This window comes from Rhodococcus sp. Z13 (assembly GCF_025837095.1).
GTDB lineage: Bacteria > Actinomycetota > Actinomycetes > Mycobacteriales > Mycobacteriaceae > Rhodococcus > Rhodococcus sacchari.
The window spans coordinates 1,053,053-1,073,592 of the sequence record NZ_CP107551.1 but is presented as its reverse complement, the minus strand read 5'-3'; the positions used below and the strand labels follow the sequence as shown (position 1 = coordinate 1,073,592).

General features: G+C 70.0%; 19 protein-coding genes and 1 pseudogene. 7 read left to right on the top strand and 13 right to left on the bottom strand.

What is annotated here, in order from left to right:
- Nucleotides 1–25: 25 nt before the first annotated feature.
- The 3 genes from OED52_RS05060 to mca are packed head-to-tail and all read right to left on the bottom strand — an operon-like array spanning nucleotide 26 to nucleotide 3,286.
- Nucleotides 26–2,017: a thioredoxin domain-containing protein gene (locus OED52_RS05060; protein ID WP_264153591.1), complete on the bottom strand. Its 1,992-nt coding sequence runs from the start codon at nucleotides 2,015–2,017 to the stop codon at nucleotides 26–28.
- Between the two features lie 43 nt (nucleotides 2,018–2,060).
- Nucleotides 2,061–2,411 (bottom strand): hypothetical protein, encoded by a 351-nt coding sequence (locus tag OED52_RS05055; protein WP_264153590.1) that lies wholly within the window; start codon nucleotides 2,409–2,411, stop codon nucleotides 2,061–2,063.
- On the bottom strand, nucleotides 2,408–3,286 hold the full coding sequence (mca, locus tag OED52_RS05050) for a mycothiol conjugate amidase Mca (protein WP_264153589.1): 879 nt from the start codon (nucleotides 3,284–3,286) through the stop codon (nucleotides 2,408–2,410). Before mca ends, OED52_RS05055 begins: the two co-directional genes overlap by 4 nt.
- Nucleotides 3,287–3,451: 165 nt before the next feature.
- Between mca and OED52_RS05045 the strand changes: the two genes are divergently transcribed.
- Together OED52_RS05045 and greA are read left to right on the top strand one after the other, a co-directional pair.
- Nucleotides 3,452–3,880: a DUF4307 domain-containing protein gene (locus tag OED52_RS05045; protein WP_264153588.1), complete on the top strand. Its 429-nt coding sequence runs from the start codon at nucleotides 3,452–3,454 to the stop codon at nucleotides 3,878–3,880.
- A gap of 250 nt (nucleotides 3,881–4,130) precedes the next feature.
- The gene (greA, locus tag OED52_RS05040) at nucleotides 4,131–4,625 is read left to right on the top strand and encodes a transcription elongation factor GreA (RefSeq protein ID WP_264153587.1); all 495 of its coding nucleotides are present in this window, start codon (nucleotides 4,131–4,133) and stop codon (nucleotides 4,623–4,625) included.
- A 119-nt stretch (nucleotides 4,626–4,744) separates the two neighbouring features.
- On the opposite strand, the gene OED52_RS05035 is transcribed toward greA, so the two are convergent.
- From OED52_RS05035 to OED52_RS05000, 8 genes and pseudogenes are all read right to left on the bottom strand, one after another.
- On the bottom strand, nucleotides 4,745–6,097 hold the full coding sequence (locus tag OED52_RS05035) for a C40 family peptidase (RefSeq protein WP_264153586.1): 1,353 nt from the start codon (nucleotides 6,095–6,097) through the stop codon (nucleotides 4,745–4,747).
- 150 nt (nucleotides 6,098–6,247) lie between these two features.
- Nucleotides 6,248–8,152: a YecA family protein gene (locus tag OED52_RS05030; RefSeq protein WP_264153585.1), complete on the bottom strand. Its 1,905-nt coding sequence runs from the start codon at nucleotides 8,150–8,152 to the stop codon at nucleotides 6,248–6,250.
- Between the two features lie 50 nt (nucleotides 8,153–8,202).
- A complete protein-coding gene (locus OED52_RS05025; protein WP_264153584.1) occupies nucleotides 8,203–8,490 on the bottom strand; it encodes a Rossmann-fold NAD(P)-binding domain-containing protein in 288 nt (95 codons plus the stop codon).
- A gap of 97 nt (nucleotides 8,491–8,587) precedes the next feature.
- Nucleotides 8,588–9,079, bottom strand: a pseudogene (locus OED52_RS20795) (NAD(P)H-binding protein); the annotation flags it as partial.
- A gap of 101 nt (nucleotides 9,080–9,180) precedes the next feature.
- Nucleotides 9,181–10,332: a cystathionine gamma-synthase gene (locus OED52_RS05015; RefSeq protein WP_264153582.1), complete on the bottom strand. Its 1,152-nt coding sequence runs from the start codon at nucleotides 10,330–10,332 to the stop codon at nucleotides 9,181–9,183.
- A gap of 13 nt (nucleotides 10,333–10,345) precedes the next feature.
- Nucleotides 10,346–11,731: a cystathionine beta-synthase gene (locus tag OED52_RS05010; protein WP_264153581.1), complete on the bottom strand. Its 1,386-nt coding sequence runs from the start codon at nucleotides 11,729–11,731 to the stop codon at nucleotides 10,346–10,348.
- A 124-nt stretch (nucleotides 11,732–11,855) separates the two neighbouring features.
- The gene (locus tag OED52_RS05005) at nucleotides 11,856–12,698 is read right to left on the bottom strand and encodes a Bax inhibitor-1/YccA family protein (RefSeq protein ID WP_264153580.1); all 843 of its coding nucleotides are present in this window, start codon (nucleotides 12,696–12,698) and stop codon (nucleotides 11,856–11,858) included.
- A gap of 98 nt (nucleotides 12,699–12,796) precedes the next feature.
- Complete coding sequence (locus tag OED52_RS05000; protein ID WP_264153579.1) at nucleotides 12,797–13,924, bottom strand: class I SAM-dependent methyltransferase; 1,128 nt, start codon at nucleotides 13,922–13,924, stop codon at nucleotides 12,797–12,799.
- Between the two features lie 196 nt (nucleotides 13,925–14,120).
- Between OED52_RS05000 and OED52_RS04995 the strand changes: the two genes are divergently transcribed.
- Genes OED52_RS04995 through OED52_RS04985 form a run of 3 tightly spaced genes read left to right on the top strand, consistent with a single transcriptional unit; the run spans nucleotide 14,121 to nucleotide 19,289 of the window.
- A complete protein-coding gene (locus tag OED52_RS04995) occupies nucleotides 14,121–17,576 on the top strand; it encodes a serine/threonine-protein kinase (protein WP_264153578.1) in 3,456 nt (1,151 codons plus the stop codon).
- A 30-nt stretch (nucleotides 17,577–17,606) separates the two neighbouring features.
- On the top strand, nucleotides 17,607–18,626 hold the full coding sequence (locus OED52_RS04990) for a magnesium transporter CorA family protein (protein ID WP_264153577.1): 1,020 nt from the start codon (nucleotides 17,607–17,609) through the stop codon (nucleotides 18,624–18,626).
- A 42-nt stretch (nucleotides 18,627–18,668) separates the two neighbouring features.
- The gene (locus tag OED52_RS04985) at nucleotides 18,669–19,289 is read left to right on the top strand and encodes a class I SAM-dependent methyltransferase (protein ID WP_264153576.1); all 621 of its coding nucleotides are present in this window, start codon (nucleotides 18,669–18,671) and stop codon (nucleotides 19,287–19,289) included.
- On the opposite strand, the gene OED52_RS04980 is transcribed toward OED52_RS04985, so the two are convergent.
- Nucleotides 19,286–19,462 (bottom strand): hypothetical protein, encoded by a 177-nt coding sequence (locus OED52_RS04980; RefSeq protein WP_264153575.1) that lies wholly within the window; start codon nucleotides 19,460–19,462, stop codon nucleotides 19,286–19,288. The two genes, OED52_RS04985 and OED52_RS04980, sit on opposite strands and share 4 nt — an antisense overlap.
- Before the next feature lie 120 nt (nucleotides 19,463–19,582).
- On the opposite strand from OED52_RS04980, the gene OED52_RS04975 reads away from it, so the two are divergent.
- Nucleotides 19,583–19,780, top strand: a complete 198-nt coding sequence (locus OED52_RS04975) for a CsbD family protein (protein ID WP_264153574.1) — start codon at nucleotides 19,583–19,585, stop codon at nucleotides 19,778–19,780.
- Nucleotides 19,781–19,840: 60 nt separating this feature from the next.
- Here the strand turns inward: OED52_RS04975 and OED52_RS04970 are convergent, their stop codons facing one another.
- Entirely contained in the window at nucleotides 19,841–20,032 is a 192-nt protein-coding gene (locus OED52_RS04970; RefSeq protein ID WP_264153573.1) for a hypothetical protein, read from the bottom strand.
- A gap of 254 nt (nucleotides 20,033–20,286) precedes the next feature.
- Between OED52_RS04970 and OED52_RS04965 the strand changes: the two genes are divergently transcribed.
- Entirely contained in the window at nucleotides 20,287–20,430 is a 144-nt protein-coding gene (locus OED52_RS04965) for a hypothetical protein (protein ID WP_264153572.1), read from the top strand.
- Nucleotides 20,431–20,540: the final 110 nt, after the last annotated feature.

The following is a 20,540-nucleotide window of genomic DNA, read 5'->3' as shown; positions in this document are numbered from 1 at the left end:
CCGGTTCTCCGCCTGGCCGTGACCGTCAGCCGCCCAACGTCGCGACCAGTTCGGGTGCGGTGGTCACCGGCCGGTCGCACACGAAGCCCCGGCACACGTACGCCGCGGGTCGCCCGTCGACGAGCGGCCGGTCGGTGAGCAGCGACGACGAGCCCGGCTCACCGCCGACGACGATCGCTCCCCCGGGTGCGGCGCGGCGCGCCACCTCGAGGAGTTCCCCGCCGCCGGCCACCGCCACCTGGATCGGCCCGTGCAGCGACGCCTCCGCCACCGTGAGCCAGTGCCCGGCGGCCCGGGGCACCCGGTCGAGCAGGATCGCCGCGCTCTCCAGCGAGAGTGCGGCCGCGTCGGCGTAACGGGAGTCGTCGGGTACGAGCGCGGCGAGACCGAGCAACGCCTCGGTGATCAGCGACGCCCCGGACGGCGTGGCACCGTCGACGGGATCCCGGGGCCGCGCGACCAGCGTCTGGGCGTCGTGGGCGGTGTCGAACCAGCTGCCGGGCCGTTCCGGGTCGGCGAACTGCTCGAGCGCGACGTCGGCGAGCGCGCGGGCGTGCGCGACCCAGCTCTGGTCCCCTGTCGCCTGGTGCAGGGCAAGCAGCGCCGTGGCGAACGCGCCGTAGTCCTCGAGCACTCCGACGGGTGCCCCGGCCTTCCCGCCGAGCGAGGCGCGTCGCAACCGCCCGTCGACGAGGTGCCGCTCCAGCAACGTCCGCGCGCACCCGGCGGCCGTGTCGATCCAGCCCTGCTCGCCGAGCGCGAGGCCGGCCTCGGCCAGAGCGGTGACCGCGAAGCCGTTCCAGGCGGTGACGACCTTGTCGTCACGGCCGGGCTGCGGACGATCCTGCCGGGCGGCGAACAGGCGGGCACGCACGTCGTCGAAGCGGTCCCGATCGTCGGGGTCGTCGCGAAGCTGCAGCACCGACGTGCCGTGTTCGAAGGTGCCGGCGGGTGTGACGGTGAACAGCTCGGCTGCCCACCGGCCGTCGTCCGGCCCGAGGATCTCGACGAGCTGCCCGGGTGTCCACACGTAGGTCAGGCCCTCGACCCCGTCGGTGTCGGCGTCGAGGGCCGACGCGAAACCGCCCTCGACGGTGAGCAGGTCGCGGAGCAGGAAGCCGGCTGTCTCCCGCGCGACACGGCGCGGCAGGTCGGCGCCGGTCACCCGCGCGAGGTGCACGTAGAAGCGCAGCAGCAGCGCGTTGTCGTAGAGCATCTTCTCGAAGTGCGGCACCGTCCACGCGGCGTCGACGCTGTAGCGGGCGAAACCCCCGCCGAGCTGGTCGCAGATGCCGCCGCGGGCCATCGCGTCCGCGGTGCGCACCACGACACCGAGCGTGCCCGGCGAGCGGGTTCGCTCGTAGCCCCGCAGCAGTCCCTCGAGCAGGTTCGACGGCGGGAACTTCGGGGCGGCGCCGAAGCCGCCGTGGGTACGGTCCTCGTCGCGGGCGATCTCCGTGACGGCGGAGTCGAGCAGGGCCGCGTCGACGGCGACCCCGCCGGTGGGCAGCCCGCCGCTGTTGCGTCGCAGTTCGGTGGCCACGGCGTCGGCGGCCTGCGTGACCTCGTCGCGGCGGTTGTGCCACGTCTCCGTGATGGCGTGGAGCAACTGCGTGAACGACGGCATACCGCCGCGCGGGGTGTCCGGATAGTAGGTGCCGCAGTAGAACGGCGACCCGTCGGGTGTGAGGAAGCAGGTCATCGGCCAGCCGCCCTGCCCGGACATCGCGACGGTCGCGTTCATGTACACGGCGTCGAGGTCGGGACGTTCCTCGCGGTCGACCTTGATGCACACGAAGTGCTCGTTCATGACCGCGGCGGTCGCCGGGTCCTCGAACGACTCGTGTGCCATGACGTGGCACCAGTGGCAGGCCGCGTAACCGATCGACAGCAGGATCGGGACGTCGCGATCGCGGGCCTCGCCCAGCGCCTCGTCGCCCCATTCCCTCCAGTCGACCGGATTGTCGGCGTGCTGTCGCAGATAGGGGCTCAGCGCGTCGGCCAGACGATTCGCCATGCCCCCACGCTAGGCGGAAAGCCGCGATGGGAGGCCGGCTTCGTCAGTTCCCGGCGTCGGGTTCGGGACGTTCCTGCTCGGGCTTCGTCTCGCCGCTCTTGGGAGCACCGTTGGCGCTCTTCGCCTCGGCGTTCTTCGGAGCAGCTGTCGTCTCGGCGCCCTTCGGAGCAGCCAGGGTGCCGTCGTCGACCGCCTGGTCGGGCTCCGGATGCTCGGGCTGGAACGTCTCCGGCAGCTTCCGCAGCTGCTTGTTCATGCTCCAGATGAGCAGGGCCGTCGCGACCAGCAGCACGATGACGAGGGCGAGCCCGAGCGGGGACGCCTTGCCGAACTCGGGGCCCGCCGGTTCCTGGTTCTGTGCCAGAACGTCGACCACGAGCGCACCTACAGTCATTTGCCCTGTCCGTCCTCGATGCCCGCGAACAGATCCGTCTCGGGGATCTCCGTGCTCACGCGGGTCTTGGCCAACTCGTACTCCTCCGTCGGCCACACCTTCTGCTGGATGTCCAAGGGCACCGCGAAGAAGGAGCCGTTGGGGTCGATCTGGGTGGCGTGCGCGCGCAGCGCGTCGTCCCGCTTCGGGAAGTAGTCACCGCAGGTGATCTGGGTGGTGACGCGGGCCATGATGTCGCCCTGTTCCGTCCGCCACTTGTTGAGCCACTGCTCCATCGGGAACGGCTCGCCGCGGCGCTCGTATTCCTCGCGGAACAGTTCGAGGCGCTTGCGGATGAAGCCGTGCGAGTAGTACAGCTTCCGCACCTCCCACGGCTCGCCGAGCTCGGGGTGGTAGTTCGGGTCGGCAGCCGCGTCCCAGGCCGCGACGGACACCTCGTGGCACCGGATGTGATCGGGGTGGGGGTAGCCGCCGTTCTCGTCGTAGGTGGTCATCACGTGCGGGCGGAACTCGCGCACGGCCTGTACGAGGCGGCGGACCGGCTCGTCGAGCGGGATGGCGGCGAAGCAGCCCTCGGGCAGCGGGGGTTTGGGGTCACCCTCCGGCAGACCGGAGTCGACGAAACCGAGCCAGCGGTGCTGCACGCCGAGGATACGGGCGGCCTCGGCCATCTCCTCGCGGCGCACCTCGCTCATGCGATCACGGATGCCCGGGATGTCCATCGCCGGGTTGAGGATGTCCCCCCGCTCGCCACCGGTGAGCGTCACCACAAGCACCTCGTGCCCCTCGGCCGAGTACCGCGCCATGGTGGCCGCGCCCTTGCTCGACTCGTCGTCGGGATGGGCGTGCACGGCCATGAGCCGTAGTCCGCTCACGTGTATTCCTCCACCTCAGGTCGTGTGCATCGGCGGATACCGCGACGTCGACCGTCTCGCGGCCGGTGCGGATCCTTCCTCTATAGTTCCACCTGATAATTCCGTCGTCAGCCGTGACCCCGCGGCGATGCCCGATCCACCGCATCCGGGTGGGAAAGCAAAGTGATGAGCAGCACCTCCGTCCACGACCGGTACCCCTCGTCCCGGTATCCCGGCCCCCGAGTCTCGACGCGTGGCAAGCGCTGGGGATTCACGGTGCTCGGAATCGTCGCCGGCCTCGTGTTGGCGTTCGTGCTGGCCCAGAACAATTCGGCGCCGGTCGAGTCGGAGGTCGTCGCGTTCGACATCGTCGACGACGAGACGATCGACATCCAGCTGAAGGTCACCCGCGACGACCCGTCCGAACCGGTGGTCTGCGTGATCCGGGCGCGGTCGAAGGACGGCAGCGAGACCGGCCGCCGGGAGGTGCTGATCCCGCCGTCCGAGTCGCCGACGGTGATCATCACGTCGCCGGTGAAGACCTCGCAGCGGCCTGGCATGGGCGACGTCTACGGCTGCGGCACGAATCCGCCGGAGTACCTGCGCGCACCGTAGGGTGATACGGCAACCCACCACCGCCCGTGTCCTGCGATTTCTCGGGCGGTGGCCCTGGTGATGCTAAAATGGCTTGATACACGGTTCCACCCTTTGGGGCCGTGTATTGCTGCATAAGAGCACAAGAGGGCAGTACGACTCCGTTCACCTGAACACAGGGGGGACGACGGGAGTCGTGCTGTCGCAGTCGTTGCATGCGCACGACTTGTCCACGGAGCCGGGGGCTCCAACCCGAAGGAAGTGATCGAGGATGACCGAGACCCAGGTGACCTGGCTGACGCAGGAGTCGTACGACCGGCTCAAGGCCGAACTTGACCAGCTCATCGCCAATCGTCCTGTCATCGCGGCCGAGATCAACGAGCGTCGCGAAGAGGGCGACCTCAAGGAGAACGGCGGCTACCACGCAGCCCGCGAGGAGCAGGGCCAGCAGGAGGCCCGTATCCGTCAGCTGCAGGAACTGCTGGGCACCGCCAAGGTCGGCGTCGCCCCGACCGAGTCGGGTGTCGCCCTTCCCGGCTCCGTCGTGACCGTCTACTACGACGGCGACGAGACCGACACGGAGACCTTCCTGATCGCCACCCGCGAGGAGGGCGCCCGCAACAGCGAGCTGGAGACGTACTCGCCGAACTCCCCGCTCGGTGGAGCCCTGATCAACGCCAAGGTCGGCGAGACCCGTGAGTACACGCTGCCCAACGGCAACACCATGAAGGTGACGCTGGTCAGCGCTGAGCCGTACCACGGCTGATCGCCGCCTGCCGTAACCACGGCAGACCGTCGTCCGTCACAGCGCGGATCGACCACCTGATGATGCAGCAACAGAGGGCCCGGCCGGAGTCTCCGGCCGGGCCCTCTGTTGTCCCTCGATCAGAGGATGCGTCGCGCCTTCATGTCGGGGAAGACCGGTGCCACGCGCACGACGTCGCCGGTGGTCGGGGCGTGCACCATCTGGCCGCCGCCGATGTAGATGGCGACGTGGCCGGGTCCGCCGGCCTGCCAGTTGCCGAACAGCAGGTCGCCCGGACGCGCCTCGTGCAGCGGGATCTCCCGGCCGACGTGCCACTGCGTCTCGGAGGTGCGCGGCAGGGCGATACCCGTCGCGGCGAAGACCGCGTAGGAGGTCAGGCCCGAACAGTCGAAGCCGCCTCCGGACGGGCCGTGGATGTTGCCGCCGCCCCACACGTAGGGCAGGCCCAGGAACTTGAAGGCGAGGTCGACGACACGGTTGCCGATGTCGTTCGGATCGCCGAGACCCAGGCCGAGGAACGGCGAGAGCATCCGCGCGAAGATGGGCTCGGTCGCGCGGATCTTCGCGACGTAGGGCTTGGTCTGGTTCTCGTAGTCGGGATGTCCGGACGGCATGCCTCCCGACCGCTTCACCGCACCCACCCCGGCGTTGTAGGCGGCGAGGGTCAGGTCGAGCGTGTCGCCCTGGACCAGACCCCGCTGCTTCCAGTCCTCGATGAGCTGGTAGTTCTCGCACAGCAGGCGGCCCGAGGCCATGACCGGGTCGGCGATGCCGAGGATGTCGGCCACACCGTCACCGTCGGCGTCCTGGCCGTACCGCTCCCAGGTGCCCGGCATGAACTGTCCCGGGCCGCGCGCGCCGACCGGGGAGACGGGCGCCGTGGGCCCGTACCGGAACCCGTTCTCGGCGGAGTAGAGCGCGGCGAGCACCGGGGCCGTGATGCCCTCGCACATCTCGCCGGCCTTCTTCAGCCACGGCGCGAACACCGCGATGGCGCCGATGGGCGCGAGCGTCGAGCCCGGCAGGATCGCCGGGATCGACGGCAGGGTGATGCCCGTGCCGGGGATCGTCGGGCCCGGTACCCCCACCGTCCCACCGGTCGACGGTGGTGTCGGGATGCCGAAGGGATTGGGCCGGGCGGCCGGTGGTTCCGGTGGCAGCGCCGGGGGCGCCTGTTCCGGATCCACGGGATGCAGTTCGGCCGCCGCCTCCGCGGGGAGGTGCGGTTCGATCGCCGAGGCGATCGCCGTCGTCGCGTCCTCCACCGCCTTGGCGGCGCCTTCCTGCAGGGGCTCCGGCAACGACGCGACGAAGTTCGCCACGTCGTTGTCGGTGTTCTCGGCCGTTGCCTCGAACGCTTCGATCGCCCCGGTGGCCTGCTCCTTGATCTCTGCTGGTAGATCGACGCCCTGTATCAGAGCACTCGCTGCCGTAGCCACTGCCACGATGACCGCAGACGGGTCCACCGACATTCGCTACCCCCACATCCATGCTTGAACCGCTCCAACCGTATCTGTGAGTTCGATCACCAGATGCGGCTTCCGGAAGTTCTTATCACATATATTCAGGAACACGTTCTAGTTATGTGATTATTGGGACTGGTGTGTCTTCTGGGGCAGAAGTTACGGCTCCGGGTAGAAATCAGCGGCGTCGGGAGCGGTGAGCAGATCCATCAGCTCCACCGGGTCCACGCCGTCGCCGGACAACAGCGCGAGAAGCGCGTCCCGCTGCTCCTCCGTCACCGGTTCGCAGCCGCCCGGCACGATCCAGCGGTCCCCGACGGGCACCACCCGCGCGCACAGCAGGGTGCCGGCCGGAAGATCGCCGGTGAGCCAGGGCGCCGCCACCTCCACGCGGTCGTCGTCGCGGAGGTCGCGCAGGGTCATCCCCTCTCCCGGCACGCTCGCCTCGACCTCGAACACCGAGCGGTCCACCTCGAGCCAGCGGCGGGCCAGCTCCAGTTCGTCGTCGGGCAGCAGCTCGCCGCGACGCTCGACGAAGTCGGCGAAGGCCCCCGCATCGAAGAGCAGCACGTCCTCGACGAGCGGGTCGTCGATCGCCTCGGCGACGGCGTCGTCGTCCCCGTACCCGGACCGCGCCTCGGCGAGCGCCACCCGGTCCTCCGCCCAGGCCGGTTCGAGGGCGTACATCGCCGCCTTCATGTACAGCCAGTCCGAGCGGTCCTCGAGGGCGTGCTCGGCCCGGCCCAGATGGCACGCCTTGTACTTGCGCCCCGAGCCGCACCAGCACTTGTCGTTGCGGCCGAGACCCGGCACCTCCCGCGGTTCGTACCGCTCGAGCAGTTCGTGCAGCGGATGCTCGTCGCCACCCGGGACGCGTGCGAGCAGCGACAGCCCCCGCACGGCGTCGCCCCGGTCCGAGGCGAAGCGGGCAAGGTCGAACAGGGGCAGGTCGAAGGCACCGTCGAGATCCGCGGAGCGTTCGTAGTACCGCTCCGCGTCGGCGAGGCGGCCGGCGGACTCGGCGGCCCGGCCCGCGAACCAGTAGGCCGCACAGGCGGCCCGGCGCGGGGCGTGGTCGAGCAGCCACAGCGCGGCCCGCTCGATCGCCTCGACGGCCAGCCCCTCCCCCGTCAGCTCCTCGTAGACGGTCTCGGCGACCTCGGGGTCGGACAGCACGGCGTACAGACCCGACTTGCCCTCGGCGAAGCGGACTTCGAGATCCTCGTCGTCGCCGCGGTCGAGCGCCTCGACGAGCGAGGCGAACAGCGCCACACCCGGCACGGCGTCGACGGGGATGCCGAGCCGGTCGGCGTAGGCCTCGAACATCGATCGGCTGATGTGGCCCTCGAGGTCGAATCCCTCGGGCGCCACGAGATCTCCACTGCGGACCAGACCGGCTCCGGAGAGCAGCTCGCTCAGCGGCACCGACGGTGTGGTGAACGCGCCCGGCGCCTCGGCGCACACCTGGAGGAAGACACCCTCGAGGCTCGCCGTCTGCTCCCGGGCGACAGCGGAGGTGAGGGCCTCCACGAATTCCGTTGCGGTACCGGGTTCGTCGTCGACCACGGTGAACGACAGCCGCCCGTCACGGGCGGTGAGCACGAGGAGATCACCGGACTCCCGGCCGGCCAGGGTGCCCGCCGGGAAGACGACCGCCTCGGCGCCGGAGAAATCTCCGGCACTCGAATCACGTTGGGCCAGAATATCCTCGGACGAGTCCAACCGGATCAGGTCGAACTCGTCGTCCTCCGAGACCAGCGCCAGCAGCGGTTCGACGTCGTGGATGTCGACGATGTCGCGGGCGATGTCGGCGGCGGTGAGGCGATGGGTGAGCACGCGGCCGTCGAACAACACGTCCATCGCGACGATCCGGCCGTCCGGCAGCCACCACAGCATCGGGTGCGGCGGCGAGTCCTCGAGGTCGAGGGTCAGTTGCTCGGCGGAACCGAGACCCGCCTCCTCCAGATGGTCGGCGAGCTCCTCGGTGCTCAGAGGACCGTGGGCACGCACCACCTCGAGCGCGGCGTCCCACAGGGCTGATTCGGGATATGCACTGTCCGTCACCACGTGATCGTACGGTGCGTGTCACCGCGTCCGGGCCGGGACGAGCACCCTCACCCCTGCAGCGCGGGTTTCAGGTGTGTGCGCGCCCATCCGGCGAGCGTCGTGGTGGTGGTCGTGGTGCAGTCGCGGGGGTTCTCCGGGACGAACCCGTCGCGGATGCCGGCCGTCATGTCCACCATCGAGGCGGCCTGCTGCGGTGTCATCCCCAAACCCTCGAGCTGTGCACGGACCTCGTCGTCGCTCACCTGACGTACCGCGACCGGCCGTCCCAGCACCTCGGTGAGCACGGCCGCGACGGCGCGGAACGACAGGTTCTCGGGGCCGTGCACCGCCTGCACGTGGCGTCCCGCTCCACCCGTCGGCGAGCAGCCGGACCGCTGCGACGGTGGCGATGTCCTCGGGCGCGACCCAGGGCAGTTTCCGGTCGGGGTCCATCGCGGTGGCGAGCGTGCCCTGCGCGAGGGAACCCACCTCGAACAGCAGGTTGGAGAAGAAGTAGCCGCACCGCAGATGGGTGACGTCGATACCCAGTTCGTCGAGGGCGGTCTCGGTGAACGCCAGACCGTCGATCTCGCCCATGCCGTGCCGGCGTTCGGCGCCGATGCTGGACTGGAAGACGACCCGGCCGATCCCGTGGGCGCGAACGACTTCCACCAGGCTGCCGGTGGCGCGGCGGTAGCCGTCGAGGGGGTCGGGCAGCGTGGTGGGCGGATCGACCCAGTACAGCGCGTCGACACCGGCGGTGGCCTCGACGACGGAGGCGGGCTCGAGCTGGTCGACCCGGACGGCGTCGACGCGGGCACGGACGTCCTCGGGCAGGACGTCCGGATCGCGGAGCAGCAGACGCGGCCGGAGACCGGCCTGCAGAACGAGGCGGACGACGTGGCGTCCGACGTTTCCGGTGGGAGTCGTGATCGCGACGGTCATGGACCCGATTGTCGGAGAGAGCCCCGACGGATGTGCGGGAAACGGCAGGAGGCGCCCCCTTTCCGGGGACGCCTCCTGTTCCGATCCGTACGGCCGTGAGGTCAGCCCAGGGCCTGCTCGATGTCGGCGAGCAGGTCGGAGGCGTCCTCGATGCCCACCGACAGGCGGACGAGGTCCTCGGGCACCTCGAGGGCCGAACCGGCCGTCGACGCGTGGGTCATCGCACCCGGATGCTCGATGAGCGACTCCACGCCACCGAGCGACTCGGCGAGCGTGAAGATCTCCGTGCGCTTGCAGAAGTCGAGGGCAGCCTGGCGGCCCCCGGCCAGACGCACCGAGATCATGCCGCCGAAGCGACGCATCTGCTTGGCCGCGTACTCGTGGCCCGGATGCGACTCCAGACCCGGGTACAGCACCTGGGTGACGGCCGAGTGGCCGGACAGGAAGTCGACGATCTTCTCGGCGTTGTCGCAGTGCCGTTCCATACGCACCGCGAGGGTCTTGATGCCGCGGAGGGTGAGGAAGGCGTCGAACGGGCCGGGCACCGCGCCCGCACCGTTCTGCAGGAACGCGAAGGCGGTGTCGAGTTCCTCGTCGTTCGTCACGAGCGCGCCACCGACGACGTCGGAGTGACCACCGATGTACTTGGTGGTCGAGTGCAGCACGACGTCCGCACCGAGGGTGAGCGGCTGCTGCAGGTACGGCGACGCGAAGGTGTTGTCGACGACGAGCTTGGCGCCGCCGGCGTGCGCGACCTCGGCGAGGGCCGCGATGTCACCGATGTTGAGCAGCGGGTTGGTGGGGGTCTCGACCCACACCAGCTTGGTGTTCGGGCGCAGCGCCGCGCGCACCGCGTCGGCGTCGTTGACCGCCGCCGGGGTGTACTCGATGCCCCACTGGGTGAACACCTTGTCGATCAGGCGGAAGGTGCCGCCGTAGGCGTCGTTCGGGATGACGAGGTGGTCGCCGGGGCGCAGCACCGAGCGCAGCAGGCAGTCCGTGGCGGCCATGCCGGAACCGAAGGCGCGGCCGTAGGCGCCGCTCTCGATCGCGGCGAGGTTCGCCTCGAGGGGACGGCGGGTGGGGTTGCCGGTGCGCGCGTACTCGAAGCCGTTGCGCATCTCGCCGACGCCGTCCTGGGCGAAGGTCGACGACGCGTAGATCGGCACGTTGACGGCGCCGGTCTGGGGGTCGGGCTCGTACCCGGCGTGGATGGCGCGGGTCGCGAAACCGTGCTGGTTCTGATCGGTCATGAAGATCTGTGTCCTATCGGCCTTGAGAGATGAATCCGAGCAGGTCGTGGCGGGTGATGACGCCGACCGGCTTGCCGTCGTCGATCACCATGAGCGCGTCGGTGTCGCCGAACGCCTTGGTGGCGGCGTCGATGGACTCGCCGACACCGATGTTCGGCAGCGGCGGGCTCATGTGCTTCTCGACCGGGTCGGCGAGCTGGGCGCGGCCTTCGAAGACCGCGCTGAGCAGTTCGCGCTCGCTGACCGAACCGGCGACCTCACCGGCGGTGATGGGCGGTTCCGCGCCGACGACCGGCATCTGCGACACGCCGTACTCGCGGAGGATCTCGATCGCGTCGCGCACCGTCTCGGAGGGGTGGGTGTGGACGAGATCGGGCAGGTCGCCGCTCTTGCCGCGCAGCACGTCGCCGACGGTGGAGTCGTCGGGTTTGCCGTCGAGCGGGGCGCGGAGGAAGCCGTAGCTGGCCATCCACTTGTCGTTGAAGATCTTGGACATGTAGCCGCGGCCACCGTCGGGCAGCAGCACGACGACGACCGCGTCGGGGCCTTCACGCTCGGCGACCTGCAGGGCGGCGACGACGGCCATGCCGCACGAACCACCGACGAGCAGGCCCTCCTCGCGGGCGAGGCGGCGGGTCATCTCGAACGAGTCGGCGTCGGAGACGGCGATGATCTCGTCGGGGATCGACGGGTCGTAGGCGGAGGGCCAGAAGTCCTCACCGACACCCTCGACGAGATAGGGCCGGCCGGTGCCACCCGAGTACACCGAACCCTCGGGGTCGACGCCGATCACCTTGACGCGGCCGTTCGAGACCTCCTTGAGGTAGCGGCCGGTACCGGTGATGGTGCCGCCGGTGCCCACACCCGCGACGAAGTGCGTGATCCTGCCGTCGGTGTCGTTCCAGATCTCCGGGCCGGTGGTCTCGTAGTGGCTCGCCGGGCCGCCCGGGTTGGAGTACTGGTTGGGCTTCCAGCCGCCGGGGAGCTCGCGGGCGAGGCGGTCGGAGACGCTGTAGTAGCTGTCGGGATGCTCCGGCGGTACGGCGGTCGGGCAGACGACCACCTCGGCGCCGTAGGCCCGGAGCACGTTGCGCTTGTCCTCGCTGACCTTGTCGGGACACACGAACACGCACTTGTAGCCGCGCTGCTGCGCGACCAGGGCCAGTCCGATACCGGTGTTGCCGGAGGTGGGTTCGACGATGGTGCCGCCCGGCTTCAGCTCGCCCGACGCCTCGGCGGCGTCGATCATCTTGACCGCGATGCGGTCCTTGGAGCTGCCACCGGGGTTGAGGTACTCGACCTTGGCGGCCACCAGCCCCGAGCGGGGCTTGACCACCGAGTTGAGTTTGACGAGGGGGGTGTTGCCGATGAGGTCGACGACGGAATCCGCAATGCGCATGACTCCATGTTCCCACGTCGCGGATTCCCGGGACGGGGACGGTGTGCCCGCCCCGGGAACGACCTGGCACGGCCGGGAACGACGAAGACCCCGGACCGTGGCCCGGGGTCTTCGTGACGTGCTGTCAGTCGTTCTGGAAGTAGCTGAGCAGTCGCAGGATCTCGACGTACAGCCACACCAGGGTGACGGTGAGGCCGAGGGCGACACCCCAGGCGGCCTTCTCCGGCGCCTGGGCGCGGATCAGCTGGTCGGCGGAGTCGAAGTCCAGCAGGAAGCTGAACGCGGCGATGCCGATGCAGACGAGGCTGAAGATGATGGCGATCGGGCCGCCGTCGCGCAGGCCGAGGCCACCGTCGATGAAGAAGCCCGCGATCAGGTTGCCCAGCGCGAGGACGAGGACACCGACGAGGGCGCCGACGATCATGCGGGTCAGTCGCGGGGTGACGCGGATGGCGCCCGTGCGGTACACGACGAGCATGCCGAAGAACACGCCGAAGGTGCCGAGGACGGCCTGGGCGATCAGCGTCGCGCCGCCGGCACCACCGAAGGTGATGTCGGTGAACATGAACGACAGCGCGCCGAGGAACAGACCCTCCGCCACCGCGTAGGCGAGGACGATCGCGGGGTTGTCCATCTTGCGGCCGAAGGTCGCGACCAGCACCAGGACGAATCCCACGAGGCCGCCGCCGATGACGAACAGCGGGGCGAGGTCGACGTTGGAGTTGACCAGCACGTAGGAGACCAACGCGGACACCGCGAGCACACCGAGGGTGATGCCGGTCTTGGTGACGACGTCGTCGATGGTCATGGGGCGGGTCGTCGCCGGCCGCGCCCACGGGTCGGCCTGCGGCTGACCGAATTGCTGGGTGACCTGCGCGGCGCCCGCCGTCGCAGAGCCGAACGTGGCGTATCCGCCGCCCTCTTGCTTGGGCAGGTTGCGGAACACCGGGTTACTGGTGGTGCGCACCGTGCACTTCCCTTCTGGTGGTCTGTCTCTGTCCGTTCAACGAGGCGGTGGCCCCTGAAGTTCCCGGAATCCTCGGTAGAGCCCGGACGAAACGGACTCTACCGGCTGCGGACCGACCTGGTCACAGTGAACTTGCGGTTGCGACCCGCAACACGTGTCGGCCCGACGATCCCGGCGAGGGCCGGATGGTAGTCCAGGTGCCGGTTGTACACGGTCCAGAGTTCCCCTCCGGGCCGCAGAATGCGAGCGGCGGCGGTGAACATCTTGCGGGCGGCCCCGGTGTGGACGGCGGCCCCGATGTGGAAGGGCGGATTGCACAGCACCGCGTCGACGGAGGCGTCCGGAATCGAGCCGGCGACGTCGTCGCGGAGGGTGTCGATACGGCCGGCCAGACCGTTCGCGGCGGCGGTGCCCGCGGCCGAGGCCACCGCGGCGGCGGACTGGTCGGTGGCGATCACCTTCACCTCGGGCAGTTCGCGGGCGAGCATCGCGGCGAGGATGCCGGTGCCGCAGCCGAGGTCCACCGCGACCCGCACGTCCCGGTCGACGCGCGACAGGAAGTCGAGCAGGAAGCGGGTGCCGATGTCGAGGCGTGGACCGGCGAAGGCAGCGCCGTGCGCGACGACGGTGAGGTCGAGTTCGTCGAGGTGTTCGCGGACCGGATAGGTGAGCGCGCCCGGCTCGGCGCCGCGCGCGGTGAGCACCCGCGACTTCTGGCGGCCCCGCGACGCGCGGACCTCGGCGAAGGAGGCACCGAGCACGTCGTTCATCGCGACGGTGATGTGCTTGTCGCGGCCGCCGGCGAACACGACGACACCGGGATCGGCGTACCGGGCGACGTTCTCGGCGATCTCCGTGAGGGCCGTCAGCGAGCGGGGCAGCCGCAGCAGCACCACGCGGGCGCCGGCGAGCAGTTCCTCCCCGAGGGGGCGGGAGCGGTACCGGCCGGCCGGCCCCTCGCGCTCGGCGTTGGCGGCGAGGGCACGCTCGGCGACGATCGAGTCCTGGTGGACGCGCAGGTCCTCGGTTCCGAAGCGGACCGCGGCGCCGAGGGTGAGGGCGCCGTACTGGTCGTCGATCACCACGACGGTGCCCGGCTCCGCGCCTTCGAGGGCGGGGGCGGCCTCGTCGAGCAGCAGCCGGTCGGCGGCGTCGACGGCGAACAGGTTGGGCGCTTCCACGTCCGGGAAGCGCCGCAACCTGTCGAACAGCTCGTCCGTCGACACTCGTCTCTTCTTCCGGTCGCAGTGTTGCTCGAGCCGGCCCCGACGCCCCGTGGCCCGGCCGGACCACGGTAGACCAGGAGCGACGTGTGATCTCCAGCGGGCGTGCCGATCCTCGGACTATCCTGGGGAAACGGCTTCTCCGCGAGGTGATCGCACCGTGCCCGAGAACGATCCGGCCGCTACACAGCGTGCCCCGATGATCGACGTCCCCGAGGCCGAGATCGTGCGCGCCCTGCACGACGCCGGTTTCACCGACGCCGAGGAGATCGGTCGCGGCGGTTTCGGGGTGGTCTACCGCTGCCGGCAGGAGGCACTCGACCGGCACGTCGCGGTGAAGGTGCTGCGCCGCGCCCCCGACGAGGCCGACATGGAACGGTTCCTGCGGGAGCAGCGCGCGATGGGCCGGGTCTCGGGCCATCCCCACATCGTCACCGTGCTGCAGTCCGGGGCGACGGACACGGGCCTGCCCTATCTGGTTATGCACTACCACCCGCACGACTCCCTCGATTCCCGGATCCGGCGGCACGGCCCCCTGTCCTGGCCGGAGGCGTTGCGGATCGGGGTGCGGGTCGCGGGAGCGCTCGAGACGGCGCACCGCGCCGACGTGCTGCACCGCGACATCAAGCCCGGCAACATCCTGCTCACCGAGTACGGCGAACCGCAGCTGACGGATTTCGGCATCGCCCGCATCGGCGGGGGTTTCCGGACCACCGTCGGGGAGATCACCGGCTCCCCCGCGTACACCGCCCCCGAGGTGCTGCGCGGGAAGAACCCGACACCCGCCGCCGACGTCTACGGCCTCGCGGCGACGCTGTTCGCGGCGATCACCGGGCACGCGGCGTTCGAGCGGAAGGAGGGCGAGAAGGTCGTCGCCCAGTTCGTCCGCATCACCTCCGAACCGATCCCCGATCTGCGGCCCGGGGGCATCCCCGACGACGTGTGCGCGGTGCTCGAGCGAGGCATGGCCACCGAACCGGAGAACCGCCCGCAGACGGCCGCCGAGTTCGGTGATCTGCTGCGGGAGGTGCAGCGCGCCCACAACCTGCCGGTCGACGAGATGGCGCTGCCCGGCCCCCCACCGTCGGGTCCGGCCCGGCCGCACCGGGCGCCGTCCGTCACCGGTCCCGCGGCCACGGTGTCGGGGCGTTCGGCGACGGCGTCGGGGCGCACCGGGCCGTCGACCGCTCCCTCGACCCGGTTCCGGCCGCCGTCGATCACCCGCCCGCTCGTCGAACGCACCCGCCTGATCTCGGCGCTGCGCGACGGGCAGCGGCGGCGGCTCACCGCCATCCACGCCCCCACCGGATTCGGGAAGTCCACCCTGGCGGCGCAGTGGCGCAACGCGCTCGCCGAGGAGGGGGTGCCGGTCGCCTGGCTGACGGTGGACAGCGACGACAACAACGTCCTGTGGTTCCTCGCCCATCTGGTCGAGGCGATGAAGCAGATCCGGCCGGTGCTGGCACGCGAGCTCGGGCAGATCCTCGATGCCCACGGCGACGAGGCCGAACGGTACGTGCTGTCGACGCTCATCGACGAGCTGCACCGCACCGACACCGCGGCGACCCTGTTCATCGACGACTGGCACCGCGTCACCTCCCGCGAGACCGTCGCGGCCCTGGATTTCCTGCTGGACAAGGGCTGTCACCACCTGCAGATCGTGGTGACGAGCCGCAACCGGTCCGGCCTTCCGCTCAGCCGCATGCGGGTCCGCGACGAGCTCGTCGAGATCGATTCGACGGCACTGCGTTTCGGGGTGGAGGAGTCGGACGCCTTCCTGCGGGACGTCGGTGGGATCGATCTGGACCCGGAGGACGTGCAGGATCTGACCCGCACCACGGAGGGCTGGGCGGCGGCGCTGCAGCTGGCGTCGTTGTCGTTGCGCGACAGCGACGATCCGTCCTGGCTTATCGAGAACATCACCGGCCGCCACCACGCGATCGGGGAGTTCCTCGCCGACAACGTGCTCGCCGGCCTGGAACCGCGGATGTACGAGTTCCTGCTCGCCACGAGCATCACCGAGTCGATCAGCGGCAGCCTCGCCGCCGCTCTCACCGGCGATCCGCGCAGTCAGGCCCTGCTCGAGGAGGCCGAGGAACGCGATCTGTTCCTGCGGCACGTCGACGACGAGCGGGTCTGGTTCCGCTACCACCACCTGTTCCTCGACTTCCTACGGCGGCGGCTCGAACGCGACCATCCCGAACGCATTCCCGGACTGCACCGCACCGCCGCGGACTGGTTCGCCCGGCACCGCATGCTGCGCGAGGCCGTCGACCACGCCCTGGCCGCCGACGACACCGACTTCGCCGTCGATCTGCTGGCCGCGGACGGCATGTACCTGATGGAACACGGTCACATCGCCACGCTGCTCGCCCTGATCGACAAGCTGCCGCCACGCGCGGTCGCGGAGGATCCGCGGTTACTGCTGGCGCAGGCCTGGGCCAACAGCGCGCTGCTGCGGCTGGACCGCTGCCGTGCCACTCTCGCCGCGGTGCGGCGATTGCTCGAGCGCGGGCTGCCGGAGGAACGGAACCCCGAGGCCGTCCGCATCGAGGCCGATGCCGTCGAGGCGTCGATCCTCATGAACTCCGACCGGCTCGAGGGCATCGACGAACTGATCGCCCCGTGCCTGGAGAACCCGCCGGCCGTGCATCCCTGGGTGGTGGCGGCCGCGGCGGACTTCGCCTCCTACGCCGACATCTTCCGGTTCGACTTCGATTCGGCGGTGCGATGGCAGGAGTGGGCCGAGCCCTATCACAAGCAGACCCGCGGGCCGTTCGCGTCGATCTACGGACAGTGCCTGTGCGGCATCGCCGTGAACGAGAAACTCGACGTCGCCGCGGCCGAGAAGCACTTCCGCACCGCCCTGCGCCGGGCCCGCCGCAACGGCGGTATCCACACCCACGGTGGTCGGCTCGCGGCGGCGATGCTCGGCGAGCTGCTCTACGAGCAGGGCCGCATCGACGAGGCCGAGGCCCTCCTCGACGAGAGCAACCTGCTCGGGATCGAAGGTGGTGCAACCGATTTCATGATCGCCCGGTTCGGTACCGCGGCGCGGTTGAAGATGTTGCAGGGCAACCGCGAAGCGGCCGTCTCGCTGCTCGCCGAAGGACTACGGGTGGCGGCCCTGCACGACCTGCCGCGGTTGCGGGCCCGTATCGAGAACGAACGGGTCCGGCTCGGGATCTCCTCCCCCGCTGTGCCGGCGCGCACGTCGCCCACCGGACCGCACCCGAACGGCATCGTGGAGATCACCCTCCAGATCGAGGACTCCACCGCCCTCCGGTTGCTCGCCGACAGCGGCGATCCCGGCGCCGCCGAACGGGCCGTCGAGTGGGCGCGGATGTGGGTGGACCGCACCGCCACGCGTCCGCGCGCCAACCTGCAGGCCACCCGCCTGCTGGCGTCCTGTCTGCACGCCGCCGGCCGGCAGGAGGAGGCCGAGGAGGTGCTGGCCCGGGTGGTCGAGGTGTGCGCCGCGCGGGGCATGGTGCGGTACGTCGTCGACGGTGGCCCGCACGTGGTCGCCACGCTCGCCGCGCTGCGGGAGCGGATCGCCGACGGCCGGTGGCCGGCCCACCTGCCGCAGGTCGACCTCCGGTTCGTCGACGAGGTCCTGCGACTCGTGGAGACCGAGAACCGTCACGTCGTGTGAAACCGTCCCCGGATCGGGGACACTCCGATCGTGACGATCGAGACGAAACGCACCCTTCGGACCCGGCGGTGGACGGACGGGAAGCTGATCGACGAGGACTTCGCGCTCACCGAGGTCGCCCGGCACCTCGCCGACCGGGACGCGCTCGTGTGGGTGGACCTGTGGGATCCCGATCACGACGATCTGCTCGCCCTCGCCCGGGAGTGGGACCTCGACGAGCACGCCGTCGAGGACTCCCTCGCCCGCGGGGAACGCACCAAGGCCACCCTCTACCCCACGCACACCTTCTTCACCGTGTACGCGACGCACCTGCGGCCGGCCTCCGACCCGGAGACGGAGGAACACCAGTCGCGACTGTCCACGACCCGTATCTCGGCGTTCGTCCTGCCGCGGGGCATCATCACCGTCCGGCGCGGCGCCCCCTTCGACATCGACGAGGTGGTGCGACGCTGGGACGACAACCCCGACCTGCTCCGCCACGGTCCCGGAGCGTTGCTGCACGGGCTGCTCGACGTGGTCGTCGACGGGCAGTTCGAGACCATCCAGCAGCTCGACGACACCGCCGAGGAACTCGAGGACCTACTGTTCGACGGGCAGTCGTCCACCAAGCGGATCCAGCGGCGGGTCTACCGGCTGCGCAAGGAGCTCGTCGAGCTGCGGCGGGTGGTGCTGCCGATGCGCGAGGTGATCAACGCGGTGATGCGGCACCGCGCGGAACACCCTCTCGCTCCCGAGCTCGACAGCTGGTACACGGACCTGTACGACCACGCGATCCGGGCGACGGAGTGGACCGAGTCCCTGCGCGACATGGTGACCACCATCTTCGAGACGAACCTGTCGCTGCAGGACGCACGCCTGAACGTCGTCATGAAGAAGCTCACCGGGTGGGCGGCGATCATCGCGGTGCCGACGGCCGTCACCGGCTGGTACGGCATGAACGTGCCCTATCCGGGCTTCGACGAACCGGCGGGTCTGATCACCGCCGCCCTCGTCATCGTCCTGTCCGCCGGCGGACTGTACGTGCTGTTCAAACAGCGCGACTGGCTCTGAGCCGAGTAGGATTCCGTATCGTCCGGGAATCGGGGTGCTCACATGGGTTTCTACACCGACCGCATCGTCCCCCACCTCGTCGACGTCGTGTGCGGGTCGTCGATGACCGCGCCGTCGCGGGAACGCGTCTGCTCCGGCCTGCGCGGCCGCGTCGTGGAGATCGGGTTCGGTTCCGGCACCAACGTGCCCTACTACCCCGCCGGCGTCGAGTCCGTCACCGCCGTCGAACCCGCCGACGTGGCGTGGCGGCTGGCCCGGCCCCGGGTGGCGGAATCGACGGTGCCGGTGGAGCGGTCGGGTCTGGACGGGCAGTCGCTGCCGTTCCCGGACGGCAGTTTCGACACGGCGTTGTCGACGTGGACGCTGTGCACGATCCCCGACGCGGTGCAGGCCCTGCGGGAGGTGCGCCGGGTGCTCGCGCCCGGTGGGACGCTGCATTTCGTCGAACACGGGCTGGCTCCGGACGAACCGGTGCGCAGGTGGCAGTACCGGCTCGACCCGCTCCAGCAGGCCCTCACGGGCGGATGCCATCTCACCCGCGACATCGCCGCGCTCGTGCAGGAGGCCGGCTTCGACCTCCGCGAACTCGACACCTTCTACGAGAAGGGCACACCGAAGTTCTTCGGGGCGCTCTCCCTGGGTGTCGCCGCCCCGGTATCCTAGATCAACACCACGATCAGGACGACGATCACGAGTACCGCGACGATCGCCGCGATCACTCCCCCGAGCGACCGGCGGCGCTGGGCGGGACCGTCGTGCACGAGTTCGGGATCGGCGTCGGGAGAATCGCCGATCGGGTCGTCCCCCTCGGGGTTCGCATTGGCCGGATTCGACATCGATCTCCTCCTGGGTGTGTGGTCCCGAGTCTGGCACGGACGCGCGCCCGGCGTTCTCGTTTCACCCCGCCCCGCTCGGGTATCCGGTCACGGTAGACGCCCCACGACCGAGGAGGACCCATGGCGGATTTCATCGACAAGGCCAAGCACAAGGCAGAAGAAGCCGGCGGGAAGATCAAGGAGAACACCGGTCGAGCAGCCGGCGACCGTGATCTCGAGGCCGAGGGCAAGGGCGACCAGACGGCGAGCGGCCTCAAGCAGGCGGGCGACAAGGTCTCCGATGCCGTGGAGAACGTCAAGGACGCATTCAAGAAGTAGTCCCGCAGTTCACGGGGGTGCCGGTGGTCGCGACCACCGGCACCCCGTTTCCCTGCGGATCTATCCGGTTCCCTCGGTGTCGTCGAAGAAGTGCCAGGTGCCGTCCTGCTCGTGCTGGGCCTCCATCCGCCAGCCGAGCTCGCTGTTGTCGGCGCGCTTGTCGACGAACCACGCGTGGGCGTCCTGTGCGCTGTCGAATTCCTTGGTGTCCACGACGTCACCGCTGGGGTCGATCACTCGATAGTTGGCCATGCCGAGGGACTTCCCGTGGGGTCGCTGCGCCAAACGTCCCGCGGGGCCGATGTGCGCCGAACGTCGCCTTCTGCTCGCATTCGTGTAGGGTGGGGTCATCGTCCGGCTCGCTTTCCGACGAGCCACCCCCGCACCGTCCAGGTGCCCGACGGTTCCGGACGACCCCGAGAGTTTCCCACGGCGATCACCGCGGCTCCCGTGCTTCGCACCCGTCTGCGACCGAGTCCAGCGGTGACGCATCCGAAAGGACGACCATGAGTCAGAACCCCCACGTCGACGTTCCGCTGTTCCTCGCGCCCCGCGATCCCCGCGCCGAGGCCGAGTCGGAACCCATCGCGAACACCGCCGAGGTCACGCGCCCCCACGACTACACGTCGATCTTCTCCGCGCGTCCCTGAGTTCGGTTGTAGAGCAAGACGATTTCGGTGGCTCCGACCCCGCTGAGCGGAGTTCGTTCCACCCGAATCGAAGAAGGTCCCGTCGGCGCGTTCGCCGACGGGACCTTCCC